This is a genomic window from Candidatus Flexifilum breve, from assembly GCF_016713355.1.
The window spans coordinates 1-13957 of the sequence record NZ_JADJPI010000016.1 but is presented as its reverse complement, the minus strand read 5'-3'; the positions used below and the strand labels follow the sequence as shown (position 1 = coordinate 13957).

The following is a 13957-nucleotide window of genomic DNA, read 5'->3' as shown; positions in this document are numbered from 1 at the left end:
ATGAAGCGCGCCGAGATCAGCCGCAAATTTGACGAAATTGTGGCCTTTGCCGGGGTTGAGCAGTTCATCGACACGCCTGTCAAGCGTTATTCGAGCGGCATGGGGCTGCGGCTCGGTTTTGCCGTCGCCGCGCACCTGGAACCCGAAATCCTCGTCGTCGATGAAGTGCTCGCCGTCGGGGATGCCGAATTCCAGAAGAAGTGCCTCGGCAAAATGAGCCAGGTCGCCGGCCAGGGACGCACCATTCTGTTTGTCAGCCACAATATGGCGGCGGTGAAATCGCTGTGCAACCGGGCGTTATGGTTGCATCAGGGTACGGTGATGGAGTCTGGAAATACGGATACGGTGATCACGAGTTATTTGGGCAGCACCTTATCAACCCTCACCGAACAGAAGTATGAAGATCTGAAACAGGCACCCGGCAATGATCGGATTCGGGTTCATCGTATGCGGGTACTGCCTGCTGAAGGCGATCCGTCAGCCCCAATCACCATGACGACTCCCGTGCGCCTGGAGTTTGAGTATTGGAATCTAAGGCCAAACACCCGCCTGAATCTGAGCCTCCATATCTACAATCAAGACAACATCATGGCTTTCAACACTGCGCCAGTCCACGACACGGAGTGGATGGGACAGCCCTATTCAGCCGGACTTTTTCGTTCCACCTGTATAATCCCCGCCTATTTGCTGAATAGTGGCGCCTACCGCGTTGATGTCCTATTTGTTGAGAATTCGTCATACATCCTGTACGAAGTAAAAAGTGCTCTCGTGTTTGATGTCGAAGAAGCACCAGAAACCCGAGGTTTGTCTACCTGGTATGGACGATGGCCGGGCATATTACATCCGCGTTTGGAATGGGAAACGGCCAACCTTGATATCCTGGAAATCAGAGAATAAACACTTTGCTGTCTTCTATGGCTGAATGCTAGCGCCCTGGTAACGTTTACTGCATCCATGATCCAAAGGCCTGAGGTAAATCATGGCATCTAACCCCCTCATCATCATTGGCGCTGGCGGCTTTGCCCGTGAAAGCCTCGATGTGGTCGATGCCATCAATGCCGTGTCGCCGACATGGGACATGCTTGGTTTTCTGGTCGACCCCCAATATGGTCAGGCAGGCACTATTATTCAAGGCAAGCCAATTCTGGGAGGACTCTCATGGCTTGCGGATCATACAGAGGTGTATGTTGTCTGTGCCGTTGGAGCACCCGAACTTAGGCGCCAGTTGATTGAACGGCTTCGCGAATTTCAGGTGCGATTCGCTACTTTAATCCACCCCAGTGTGATAAAAACTTCCTGGTTGGAGGTGGATCAAGGTACGGTTATTACGGCTGGTTGTGTGCTAAGCAATCACGTCGTGATTGCCGCTCACGTGCACATTAACCCCTCATCAACCATTGGGCATGATGTAATCATTGAAACGTTTGCTTCACTTGCACCGGGCACACTCATCTCCGGCAATGTTCACATCGGCACCGGAACCTACATAGGTACTGGTGCCAAAATTATTGAGAAAAAAAACATCGGAGATTGGTCTATAGTTGGTGCTGGAAGTGTGGTGATCGCAGACGTTCCAGCAAACACCACGGTAGTTGGTGTTCCAGCCCATGTGATTAAGGAGCGTCCTGTCGGATGGCATTTACATGAAAACCACTCTTAAGGACCTGGCTTATTTAGGCGGCACAGCGGCTTTCGAGCAGGCTTTGCATGTAGGGCGGCCGAATATCGGGGATCGCGTCGCGCTTATGGCCCGCATTGAGGACATGTTGGATCGGCGTTGGTTTACCAATAACGGTCCGTATGTTCAGGAGTTTGAGCAGCGGATTGCCGCGTTGTGTCAGGTCAAGCACTGCGTGGCAATGACCAATGGGACAATCGCGCAGGAAATCGCGGTTCGCGCGGCTGGTATTCAGGGTGAAGTCATTCTACCCTCATTCACCTTCATTGCGACCGCCCATGCCCTGCAGTGGCAAGAGATCACGCCGGTCTTTTGCGATGTAGCGCCCGGTTCGCATCATATCGACCCGAACCGCGTCGAAGATATGATCACCCCGCGGACAACGGCGATCATCGGCGTGCATGTGTGGGGCGCACCCTGCCCCATCGACGAACTGACCGAAATTGCTAATCGGCGCGGATTGCGGCTCATTTTCGACGCCGCCCATGCCTTGGGGTGCTCCTATAAGGGGCGGATGATTGGTGGATTTGGCGCTGCCGAATTCCTCAGTTTCCATGCCACCAAATTTCTGAACAGCTTCGAGGGCGGGGCAGTCGTGACAAATGACGACGCGCTGGCTGATCGGATGCGCTACATGCGGAATTTCGGGTTTGCCGGGCTGGATCGGGTCGATTATGTCGGCACGAATGGGAAAATGACCGAAATTGCCGCAGCGATGGGCTTAACATCGCTCGATTGCCTTGCGGAAATTGTCGCCAGCAACCAACGTAACTATCGCGCCTATCAAGCCGGGCTGACGGGCATCCCCGGGATCAAATTGTTTGCCTACGATGAAACTGAACACAACAACTTTCAATATGTGATTCTGGAAATTGACGCGGCTGTAACCGGGATCACCCGTGATCTGATCGTTCAACTGCTGCACGCCGAGAATATCTTGGCGCGGCGTTACTTCTACCCCGGCTGCCACCAGATGGAACCCTACCGCTCGTATTTTCCCCATGCCCGCCTGCTGCTGAGCGAAACCGAGGAGCTGACTCAGAAAGTTCTTTCGCTTCCGAGTGGAACGGCGGTCACTGAAGCGGACATCCACGAGATCTGCCGGTTGATCCATTTCATCCTCGCCAACGGCCAGGCTATTACGGAGAAAGCCAACTCCCATGAAGCTTAGCGTCGCGATGCTGACTTACAACCACGAAAAATATATCGCCCAGGCACTCGATAGCATTCTTATGCAGCAGGTCGATTTCGACTATGAAATCGTCATCGGCGATGATCTTTCGCAGGATCGAACTCGGGAAATTCTGCTGGCGTATCAAGCGAAGCACCCGGATAAGATCCGTCTGCTGCTCTACGAGACAAAGCAGGGTGTGGGTGGAAACTCTTATCAGGTGTTGAGTACTTGCCGAGGGCAATATATCGCTTTTCTGGAAGGCGATGACTATTGGACTTCGCCGGATAAACTGCAAACACAAGTCAAATTCCTGGACTCAAACCTAGACTGTTCAGCCTGTTTTAGCGCCACACTCGTCTATTCCGAAAAACAGGGCACCGTAATCGGACGCACTCCGTCAATAAGCGACGATTCCACAAGATCTCAAGTACTCCCAAGTATTCTTTACAGGATGTGTTAGAAGATAAAGTACTGCCCAAAACCTGTTCGGTTATGTTCCGCGCAAAACTGTATCCGCTGCCAACATGGTTGGTCGACATTACCAATGTTGATACTGTACTTCTCACACTGAATACAGAACATGGGTATCTTGGATACATTGATGAAGTTTTTGCAGCCTATCGCGTTCATGATGGAGGTGTCTGGAGTGGAGCAAACTCACTTTCGAGGAATCTATTCCATCTGCAGACCTTTGAAACGCTCAGTAGCCACTATAATCACGTATATGATCGCTATTTCAGAATTCAGATGCGCTATCTGACAGTTGCGCGCCATATGAGACCCTTGGAGAGAGGCAAAAAGCGAAATATTATTTTCGAAAAGCAATTATGCGCCGTTATGATTCAAGCCTAACTCCCCATATGGTTATGTCGGCATTTTTATGTATCTACACACCGAGCTTATTTTCATTCCTAAGATCTCTGTACCGTTCTCGCGTTACTGCAGGGTGAATACCGAAGACTTGCGCACCATTGTTTCGATCATCATCCCGTGTTATAACAGCGAACAATGGATCGCCGAAGCGATTGGTTCGTGTTTGCACCAGACATACTCCCCGCTCGAAATCATCATCATCGACGATGGTTCAACCGATGATAGCCTACAAATTGTTCGACAGTATGCAGCCCAATATCCAGCGTCCATCTTCTATGAAACAGGTCCTAATCGGGGCGGCTGCGCGGCCAGGAATCGCGGCCTCGCTCTAGCGACTGGCGATTACGTTCTGTTTCTCGATGCCGACGATCTGCTGGAACCAGAGACAATCGCAGGACAAGTCGCCGCTGCTGACGGGCGTAAGAACGTCGTGGTGGCGAGTCCCTGGCGGTTTTTGCAATGGACCGGGAAGAGCTGGTTAGAAATCGCCGCTCCTGCTGGGCATATTGGCGATCCGCTCGTCGCCGAACTGCGCCATGGCGATTACATCCCGGTCCAGGCGCTGCTCTGGCCGCGCGATCTGGTGATCGCGCTGGGGGGATGGGATGAATCGCTGTGGGCAAATCAGGATGGCGACCTGCGCCTGCGCGCCCGTTTGGCTGGGTGCGAATTTGTCACATCCGCGCAGGGTGGTTTTATCTACCGACGCTATTCCAGCAATACCGTGTCGGGAAAGCAAACCTATCGCGCACTGGAGTCAAAAATCCGTGTATTCGAAAAGGTCGAGGAGCAGTTACGGCAAAGCGATCGTCTCGAACAGTACAAAGTCGATCTGGCCTGCGCATTTCATCGACTGGCCACGGCAGCGATGACCCAGAATGAGGAGCTAGGGGATCGGGCGCTGGCTCATGCGCTGCGACTTGGAGGGCGACGTTCAGTTCATGGTACGTTCAAACACCGTCTTTTGTATTATACTATAGGCTTAAAACGCAAAGAGCGTGTTGTGCGTTGGCTCACCACCACCCCCGTCGCGAGAATGCTAGGGCGCTCACAGCTCTCGGTCTTTCGAGACAAGTAAATGCAAAGCGATCGTACCAGGCAGTCAGATCTTGTGTCGATCATCATTCCCTGCCATAACACTGAACCATGGATAGCGGAGTGTATTGAGTCGTGTTTCGCGCAGACTTATTCTGCTTTGGAGATCATCGTGATCGACGATGGCTCAACGGATGGCAGCCTGGCGATCATTGAACAGTACCGGGCACGAATTCGCTACGAAACCGGCAGCAATAAAGGAAGCTGTGCAGCGCGCAATCGCGGCATCGAACTGGCGCGCGGCAGTTACATCCTGTTCCTGGACTCTGACGATGTACTTCTGCCAACCACCATTGAAGTGCTTTTCCGGGCACTCCAGCACCAAGAGAATGCGATTGCCGTTTGTCCTTGGTATCCTTACTGCTGGGAAGCTGGTGAATGGGTCGCCCACCCACCAACTTTTACGTTACAACAAGTGTCGGCAGATGAAATTCGAAACGAGCTGTCAGGTCGGTTCTGGATGCCGCCCGGCGCCATGCTCTGGCCACGGGCTGTCGTCGAGCGCAATGGCGCATGGGATCAAACTACTGCGCCTAATGATGACGGGGATTTCCGCATTCGAGCCTTGCTCAATAACGTTCGCCTACTTCGCATCTCTGATGGTGGACTGCTATACCGAATCCATTCCAATTCACTCAGCCGGGCTCGATCTGAACAAGCTTACGCCGGACGCTTCCGCGCGCTTGAGAAGATCGAACACTCTTTGCGCGAACAAGAGCGATTGTCAGCTTATGTGATTGACTTATCGCGTGCCTATCATCGCTTGGCCAGTGGTGGTTTTCAACAAAATCCACAGATCGCCCGGCGATGCCTTAATCGCGCACGTGTACTAGGCGGTTGGCGATCAGTGAACGGTTCTTGGTTTCATGTAGTGTTATGTCTGTCGATTGGTTTGGAGCGCAAAACCACTTTAGCCACTGCGCTTGCGGCGCATGGAGTTGCGCGTCGTCGACGCACAGCCGCTCAGCAACCTGCTGAATGAGATTGTACAATTTTTGATGTTAGTGACTATTTCGAACCACGCAAGCCAAGAGCCAATGTCGGCTGCGACGCATGCTCAATCAGTTAACAACGTCAATTTGACGATTTTCCCGCTATACGAGGGTCAAACTTGACACCACAAACCGTTAAACGTCTGCTCATTGTTGGTTACTCTGGCGAAACGCATGTCGGCGCACACTTGTATGGGGCGGCCCAAGAGATCGGGTTGCAAACCGAATTACTCAACGCCAGTGCTTCAATCGGCTCATCTTACCTGTTAACAAGACTCAACTGGCATTTACGCGACCATCGCCCACCCTATTTGAATGCGTTCAGTCAGGCAGTCGTACGAAAATGCGAGGAGTTTCGCCCTGACCTGCTGCTTGTCACTGGGATCACGCCGCCCAATGCCGAAGCGCTGCATGCGGCAAAAAGCCTGGGTATCGTATGCGCGAATTTTCTTACCGATGATCCCTGGAATCCTGTACAGTCATCCCAGTGGTTTTCAAAGCGTTGAGAGCATATGATTTTGTGTTTTCTCCCCGAAGCAGCAATCTAGCTCAGCTTGCTCAATTGGGATCGAACACTTCTTACCTGCCATTTGCCTACAACCCCACTATTCATTTCCCGGAAGCCCCGCCACCGGATGCTGCGGAAAAGTTCGCGTGTGACATTTTGTTTTATGGTGGAGCAGATCATGATCGGGTTAGCTACATCGAAGGGTTAATCAAGGCACAATTAAACGTTCATCTTTATGGACAGTATTGGGAGCGTTTTCCATTGACACGGCCCGCGGCCAAAGGGATGGCGAATGCAAGGACTCTACGCTGGGCAATTACAGGCTCGAAAGTCACATTGTGCCTAGTTCGAAAAGCCAATCGTGATGGGCATGTGATGCGTACGTTCGAAGCACCGGCTATGGGTGCATGCATGCTAGCAGAAGATACTCCCGAACATCGGACGATTCTGGGCGAAGATACGGTCTATTTCAACTCGCTGCATGATATGATTGAAAAAACGCAGTGGTTAGTCCATTCCGATACAGAGCGAAACGACCTTGCCCAAAAGACGCGACAGCATATTTTAGGCAATGGCAATACCTATCATCATCGGTTAATGGCAATTGTGGAGCATGTGCAGACGTATGGTTCAAACTAAGCTTCCTCAAGGTCAAACTCTATCGCCGCATCACCTGCTCGCCTCGCAAGGACTGCCGAACAATCAAACGCCCTTTTTTTCTATTGCTATCCCCCACTACAAACACCGCCGCTACCTCGAAGTCGTACTAGCTAGCATTTTCAGCCAGCAATTTGATGACTTTGAAATTGTTATTTCGAATGATTGTTCCCCTGATGATTCGGATGAAACGCTTCCACCGCTGCTAGCCGCATCTGGTCGGGCATTTCTTTATTTCTCGCAGCCGAAAAACTTAGGTTATGATGGCAATGTTCGGTTTTGTCTCAAAGCGTCACGCGGACGCTATGTATTTCTGCTAGGTAACGATGATTGCTTGGGCGCCCCCGATACACTAAAAAAGCTGCACGACTCATTGCAGGAACTTGGTTATCCCAAAGTCAGCGTGACCAATTATGCAGATTGGGAAACTTCCGCTGTTGTACAAAGAGCCAGAGTAACACAGATACTTGGGTCTGGTGTTGAAGCCGCAGTAACCCATTTTCGTACATTTAGCTTTGTCAGCGGGTTGCTTTACGATAGAGAGGCAGCCGCAACTCATGATACTGGTCGCTGGGACCAGTCCATCTATTATCAAATCTATCTTGCTTGTCGCATCATCGCCGCCGGCGGCAACCTTGGCACGCTCGCTGTGATGGCAGTTCGAAAGGACGTTCAGATAGACGGCGAGCGGGTTCCAAATTACGCTTCGAAATGGAGCGATGCCCCATGGTCATTTCAGCAGCGTCATACCGGGCTTGATTCGGTAGCTCGCGTCACAATCGACGCCATTTTGCCTTATGTTCCTTTGTCACAACAATCTGGGATCAAGCGAAAAGTTCTCGCCGAATTACTGTTTACCTTGCATCCATTTTGGGTTTTTGATTATCGACGAGTTGCTAATTGGAGTTTCGCGGTTGGCGTAGCCCGAGGGCACACTCCGAGTGAATTAGGCAAAGGGATCGAGCTAGATTTGCCCGACAAACTCTACTTGTGGGCACTGTTTCTGACACTAACGCCAATTGCGCTGCTTATTCCTGTCAATCTGTTTAGTCGCCTTATGTCGACAATTCGTGTGTTAGTCTGGAGAGCAAAGCAAGGTAGGTGATTGCAGCTTTTGGTACACTATCCTAAATCCTCGGTATCGTATGAACCAGAGAGCCGAATGTGACTGTTGATCCACGTTTTGAATTAGTTCGTTTGATTGCTTGGGGGCGTCGAACATTCGGGCTTCGTATCGGTCAGAGTCTGTTCAACCGGGTGCTCTACCCACCGGCTCTACGCCAACGCCACCCTAAACAAGTGACTATTAACTACGATGGGGAATTCACGCTGCATCTCGCTACCCAATCATGGATTGAGTGGTGTCTCTTCCTAGACGGATATTTCGAATATCCGATCCATCAACTGCTCACGCGTCTAGTATCTCCCGGCGCGGTAGTCTTTGATGTAGGCGCAAATGTCGGAGCACACACTATCACGCTCAGCCGTATCGTGGGAGCGCAAGGCCGTGTCATTGCCATCGAACCCTGTCCACCGGTGCTAAACAAACTCCACAAAAACCTGAACGACAATCAAGTGCGAAATGTGACGGTCCTGCCGATCGCCGCTTCGAATCAGTCCGGAACAGCGCAGTTGTTCTGGCGCGACAACGACACCAATGAAGGACAAGCAACCTTCTGGCCGAATGAAGCGACCAATGTGCAATATGAAGTGGGCACAGCAAGCCTGGACGAACTGGTACGCCAGCAACAGCTCCCAACTGTCAATTTAATCAAGATTGATGTACAAGGGGCAGAGTTTCAAGTACTGCAGGGAGCAGAGCACACGCTGCACACCTTCAAACCGGCGCTGATTTTCGAATACGATTGGAACTGGGAATCCTCAGCCATTACGTTTGCGGATGTTCAGGCTTTTCTAGTGCAATTCGGCTATACACTGCATTCCATCAGTAGAAGCGGGCATCCGCTGCCGCTGAAACCAAATCCTGTAGGTGAGTCTGGCACTCGCCGCACCTTGATTCAGATTTTCCAATCCTGATCGCAATCTGGTTATTCGTCATAGGCGTGGTGAGCTTTGTGAGCTGGAAGCGCCGGGACAAGAATATCGGTGGAATGCTGACGTTTGTCATCTTTCTAGCGATGATTCACTTGCTGCAAGCGATCATTTACACCTTTCCATGGTACCAGCCATACTACGATCCAACGATTGTTTTGAATGGGTTCACGCAAGCGACAATCGCAATGATCGCGTTCTCCATCGGCGCGCTGGGCCTCTTTCCTGCGCTGCGCCATTTCAATAGTCAACTCCAAAGGTCAACACTTCCCATTCGCCAAATCCCTTTCAGCGGTCAGGATAAACTGGCGTATCTCTACATACTGATTGGCATCATCAGTTACTTCGGACTAGGGTTGTTACTGCGCGGCATACCCAGCGCCCAAGCTTTTACGAGCTCCCTGATACGCCTGTGGCACGTGGGTGCGATCATCTGGTTATGGGAAATTATGCAGGGCAAAAAATCGCTCCGGTCGCGGGTGCCACTCGTCATAGTGATCATCGTCTGGCCGGTATTTACTTTGGTCCGTGATGGTTTTCTTGGGTTTGGCGTGGTGCCGACAATTGTCGTCGGCATCTTCGCCGCGCTGCGCGTCCGCAAGGCGCACTTACTCATCATCCCATCGCTGGTCATTGGCTACGTCGCCTTGAGCATCATTGCCGTCTACTTTGACTCACGCAGCACCGTTCGCGCCATTGTCTGGGCGGGCGAATATACCCAGAGTCCGCTGCAGGATGTGTACAACACCCTGGCGTTCAATTTCCGCTGGTTCGACGCGACCGATTCCACCCAATTGGACTGGATTGATGTGCGACTGGGTTACAATTTTCCACTGGGACGGGTCATCAAGCGAATTGGCGAACGAGTGGTGCCGCTCGGTAATGGACAAACAATTGAAAGTGCCGTTCTTATGTTGGTCCCCCGAGCACTGTGGCCTGACAAACCAATTGTGGTGGGCGGTTCAGCACTATATCAATACTACACCGGCATTCCGATTCAACCAGGAACCTCAGTGGGTCTTAGTCCTGTCATCGAACTGTACGCTAATTACCAAACACCAGGTGTTATTCTCGGATTTATTCTCCTCGGCGTAGTCATTGCCTGGTTGGACTACGGAGCAGCTCAAGCCCTCTGGCGCGGAGATAATCTCAGTTTTGCCCTCTGGATAGTGCCCATTTTTGGTTTGATCCTCGTGCAGGACGATCTTCTGACACTGGTTAGTACAGCTGTTTCGGGGGTAATCAGCATTCTCATCGTCAACGTGGCTATTCGGACCGTATTCGCCATCCGAGAGCGGAAAATTACATCGATGGCATCGACCGGCGGGCACGTTAAATCGTAGATCGGGGAACACAAGTGCATCTGCAAGGTATCTTTTATGGAAACCCAGATTATTACCCGCCGATGATCAACGCGGCAAGCGTATTGGAAGATCACAAGATTACACAGCATATCGTGTGTACCAACTTCACCACGCCGCTCTGGCAGCAGGCACCTATCGAGTATCCAGAAGGTACCCGGATTACCCGTATCACTAGACGCTGGCAAAACTCACTGCTGAACTATGCCGACTTTTGCCTACAAGTTCTGCGCCTGACTGATCGCCGCAGCGACTGGATAACGGCCTATGATATGCATGCCTTTTTGCCCGCTCGACTCACTGCTTGGCTGCTAAACAAGCGACTGCTGTATCACAGTCATGACTATGTCGAAAATAGCGCCAAACTCTTGCCGAACGCATTCCTGATCAAGCAGTTTGAACGATCTTTCGCCTGCACCGCCGACATTGTCGTTGTACCGGATCGTGAACGCGCTTCGGTGATGGCACGTGAACTCAAATTGAAGACCGAACCGTTAATTGTTGCCAATTCAGCTCTCACCGCCCCTGATACGCGGAATTCACAATTGCAGGTTATCTTGCGACAACTGGGTAAGAGCTTTGACAAGATTGTCTTTCGTCCCGGCCGCGTCGGGCGAGGGCATGCTATTGATGTTACCATCCGTTCAATGCCAATGTGGGACAATCCCCAGTGGGGTTTTGTGGTGATGGGTCCTGGCGAAGAGTCCGATAAACGCTGGTTGGAACAGGTTGCCGCCGAGGTTGGGGTTAGCGACCGTTTCGTGCTTTTACCTGCGGTCAGCTATACTCAAGTGCTCGACTTCACGAGTGGAGCGACGTTGGGACATGGGCTTTATGAGCCCGTTCATTTCAATCATCGATATCCTACGTTGGCCTCCAACAAAATCATGGAGTATATCGCCGCGGGTCTGCCGTTACTCCTCAGCACCAGCAAAGGCAATCAAGCCTTAGTTGATCGGTATCACAATGGTTTGATCGTCCCGCCCGACTCACCGGGAGCTATCGCCGCTGCTGTCAACCGGATTTTAGGTAGTGATGCGCTGGCCGATCAACTGGCTGCTGGCAGTCGACGCGCCTTCCGGGACGAATTCAACTACGAACACCAGTATCGCCCGGTGATTAAGCAACTGCTGGCTTAGAGCCAAATGGCACGCTAATCCCGCGCGATCAGCTCATCGAAAAGCGTGCGGAACAATGCGCCTGTCTCCGACGCTGCGGGATGCTGCCGCAGGTACTTAGCAACCTGCTCCCGCCGCGCTGCGAAATCAACGTCATTCAGCGCGCACATCTGCTTCAGGACAAGCGAGAAAGCTTGCTGATCGTCGAGCGGAAGCGCCCATCCTGCGCCAAAATCCTCCAGATCATTCCATGGCGTCCTGTTGCTGATCAGCACTGGGCACCCTGCCGCCAGCGCTTCGGCAATGACATGTCCATAGTTTTCATGCAGTGTTGGCAGGTAGAACAGATGATAGCCATTGATCACGGCAATTGTCTGCTCGAATGGGACGAAGCCCCGATACTGAACACGGATGTTCGTGGGCAACGTTGCGACGATCGCCTGACATTCGGCCCAGTAAATGTCATCCTCAAGCGGCCCATAAATATCAAATTCGACGTTCTCTGACATTTCCCGGAGCGTCTCCAAGGCGAAATGTAGATTTTTTTTGCGCGAGATTCGCGATAGAAAAACAATACGCAAGGATCCTGGCTGCTTGGGTAGATGGACAGTGAGTGCGGATGTGATGGGGGTGCTGGGCAGGTTTGGAATGATGCGAATGCGTGCCGCTTCGCCCGGGCCGAACTCCCGCACGATCTCGTCGCGCTCGGCCGCGCTCGTCGCATACCAGTGCAGCCCACTGTACAAACCTAGAGGTCGAACCACTGCAAGAAAGCCCGCCTTTTTGACAAACTTCTGCTCCAGTGCGCCTCGCCCAAGATGCCCACGCGGCGTGATGAGAACTTCCCCATGCTTTAAACCCCCTACGCGGCGCAGCACCAACGCAAAAATCGACATCCGCTCAAAAATCGACTCCAGCAGCAAAAGGTCATGTGGCGTGCGCCGGATAATCTCGCCAAAGGCAAACAACCGCCTTTCCTCATTCTTCAGGTAGCGAACTTGCGCCTTGCCGACGGGATACCATTTGCCTGCTTCTATGTCGGGATACGGTTCTGACTCATCAAGCTCATGGTCAGAAGTTAGAATCCGAAATTCAAAACTATCGCCGAGTGCTTCGACCAGATTAGAGACAGAACGCACAGGACCGCCAGCACGTGTACCCGGTAAGTAGTGCTCAATGAGGATCAGAATCACTGGGCGCATGGATTAGGGCTCCGCCATGGAGAGTGACTGAAGAAATCGTTCGCGAAAGCGGTCGAAACGATAATTCTGTTGTACAAGCTCATAGCCTTTCTGCCCGTAGGCTCGCGCCAACTGTGGATCGTTCAGGATGCGGAGAAGTGCATCAGCGACCTCGCGCGGGCTCTGGGGATCATCCACGAGCAGACCTGTTTGCTCGTGCACAATGAGATATTGAGCGGCATCAAGCCGACTGCCAAGGCATGGCTTAGCCCAGCGCATGGCCTCTAAGAACACAACACCAAACCCCTCACCTCGGCTTGGCATGGCGAACACGATACAGGTTTGGTACAGCACATCTAGCTGTTCGCGGCTCACAAACCCCGGCATAAAAATGCGCGCTGATATCTCACCGGGCTGGGTCTGCGCCAGCGACAGCAACCGTGGAAAATCGTCACCCTGACCGGCCAGCACCAACTGCGCCGCGGGGCAACGTTCAAGGATGAGCGGCATAGCCTGAATCAGCACATCCTGGCCTTTGTACTGCTCGGCGGCAGTCATCCGCCCGACGAGCAGAATCATTCGGCCATCCAAGGCGCGGTTCTGACCATCCACCGACTGAAGTTCGATCGCTGGGTTGGACCAAGTCTCAGTCAGAGCAAAGTTGACATCAGGCGGAAGCGACAAAGCAACAGGATCAATCTGCAGTTTCGGAAACGTCTTGAGCACTTCGCTGCGGGCGAATTCAGACGCCTGAATGCGCGAGGCAAACCTCAGCCCAAGCTTCCCTTGCATATCGAGATAAGGCGCGATCGCCTCAATCAAATGCACTCGCACCACATAGTGAATCATCCCCAACAGTGCAAGCGGCGCAAGAATTGATGCCACATTGATATGATCGCTAAAAGCAAAAGCATAGCGGCGAGTCAGTACTGCTCGCAATACGGCCACGGTAAAGGCCGCTTTGTGGTTATTCGCCCCCCAATAACGAACACTCGGAAGTGCCGCATATCTGGCGGCCGAGTCTGCTGATTCATTGAAGGCGAAGATGTCGATTGCATAGCCAGCAGCACACAGCGCGTAGATCGCCAGACGACTTGAGGCAGCAATGCCTCCGTCCAGATCGAAAGCTCCCGTAATGACGAGGAGACAGCGCTTTTCCGATGCCATTAGAGCCTCTTCCTGAGTACCAACCGAGCATGCCAGAATCGGCCAACGCGGCGCACGGTGCTATAGGTCAAAAATACTACCGAGATGGGCAATGCAACTGC

General features: G+C 52.3%; 15 protein-coding genes. 13 read left to right on the top strand and 2 right to left on the bottom strand.

Annotated features, from left to right (window positions below):
- From IPK17_RS15470 to IPK17_RS15410, 13 genes are all read left to right on the top strand, one after another.
- On the top strand, positions 1-897 hold the full coding sequence (locus IPK17_RS15470) for an ABC transporter ATP-binding protein (protein ID WP_343418594.1): 897 nt from the start codon (positions 1-3) through the stop codon (positions 895-897).
- An 82-nt stretch (positions 898-979) separates the two neighbouring features.
- Positions 980-1660, top strand: a complete 681-nt coding sequence (locus IPK17_RS15465) for an acetyltransferase (RefSeq protein ID WP_343418593.1) — start codon at positions 980-982, stop codon at positions 1658-1660.
- Complete coding sequence (locus IPK17_RS15460) at positions 1644-2849, top strand: DegT/DnrJ/EryC1/StrS family aminotransferase (protein ID WP_343418592.1); 1206 nt, start codon at positions 1644-1646, stop codon at positions 2847-2849. Before IPK17_RS15465 ends, IPK17_RS15460 begins: the two co-directional genes overlap by 17 nt.
- A complete protein-coding gene (locus IPK17_RS15455; RefSeq protein ID WP_343418591.1) occupies positions 2839-3312 on the top strand; it encodes a glycosyltransferase family 2 protein in 474 nt (157 codons plus the stop codon). Before IPK17_RS15460 ends, IPK17_RS15455 begins: the two co-directional genes overlap by 11 nt.
- Positions 3306-3704, top strand: a complete 399-nt coding sequence (locus IPK17_RS15450) for a hypothetical protein (protein WP_343418590.1) — start codon at positions 3306-3308, stop codon at positions 3702-3704. Before IPK17_RS15455 ends, IPK17_RS15450 begins: the two co-directional genes overlap by 7 nt.
- 109 nt (positions 3705-3813) lie before the next feature.
- Complete coding sequence (locus tag IPK17_RS15445) at positions 3814-4803, top strand: glycosyltransferase family 2 protein (RefSeq protein WP_343418589.1); 990 nt, start codon at positions 3814-3816, stop codon at positions 4801-4803.
- A 33-nt stretch (positions 4804-4836) separates the two neighbouring features.
- Positions 4837-5802: a glycosyltransferase family 2 protein gene (locus tag IPK17_RS15440; RefSeq protein ID WP_343418588.1), complete on the top strand. Its 966-nt coding sequence runs from the start codon at positions 4837-4839 to the stop codon at positions 5800-5802.
- A 129-nt stretch (positions 5803-5931) separates the two neighbouring features.
- Entirely contained in the window at positions 5932-6318 is a 387-nt protein-coding gene (locus IPK17_RS15435; RefSeq protein WP_343418587.1) for a hypothetical protein, read from the top strand.
- On the top strand, positions 6300-6959 hold the full coding sequence (locus tag IPK17_RS15430; RefSeq protein ID WP_343418586.1) for a CgeB family protein: 660 nt from the start codon (positions 6300-6302) through the stop codon (positions 6957-6959). The genes IPK17_RS15435 and IPK17_RS15430 overlap by 19 nt, the downstream gene beginning before the upstream one ends.
- Positions 6946-8082, top strand: coding sequence for a glycosyltransferase family 2 protein (locus IPK17_RS15425; RefSeq protein ID WP_343418585.1), 1137 nt, complete (start codon positions 6946-6948; stop codon positions 8080-8082). Before IPK17_RS15430 ends, IPK17_RS15425 begins: the two co-directional genes overlap by 14 nt.
- A 59-nt stretch (positions 8083-8141) precedes the next feature.
- A complete protein-coding gene (locus IPK17_RS15420; RefSeq protein WP_343418584.1) occupies positions 8142-9014 on the top strand; it encodes an FkbM family methyltransferase in 873 nt (290 codons plus the stop codon).
- Positions 9015-9052: 38 nt separating this feature from the next.
- On the top strand, positions 9053-10372 hold the full coding sequence (locus IPK17_RS15415; protein WP_343418583.1) for a DUF8712 domain-containing protein: 1320 nt from the start codon (positions 9053-9055) through the stop codon (positions 10370-10372).
- Between the two features lie 14 nt (positions 10373-10386).
- Positions 10387-11529 (top strand): glycosyltransferase, encoded by a 1143-nt coding sequence (locus IPK17_RS15410; RefSeq protein WP_343418582.1) that lies wholly within the window; start codon positions 10387-10389, stop codon positions 11527-11529.
- A gap of 14 nt (positions 11530-11543) precedes the next feature.
- On the opposite strand, the gene IPK17_RS15405 is transcribed toward IPK17_RS15410, so the two are convergent.
- Together IPK17_RS15405 and IPK17_RS15400 are read right to left on the bottom strand one after the other, a co-directional pair.
- Positions 11544-12710 carry a glycosyltransferase gene (locus IPK17_RS15405; protein ID WP_343418581.1) on the bottom strand — a complete coding sequence of 389 codons (1167 nt, stop codon included), beginning with the start codon at positions 12708-12710 and terminating at the stop codon, positions 11544-11546.
- Between the two features lie 3 nt (positions 12711-12713).
- Complete coding sequence (locus tag IPK17_RS15400; protein ID WP_343418580.1) at positions 12714-13856, bottom strand: glycosyltransferase family 4 protein; 1143 nt, start codon at positions 13854-13856, stop codon at positions 12714-12716.
- Between the last annotated feature and the right edge of the window lie 101 nt (positions 13857-13957).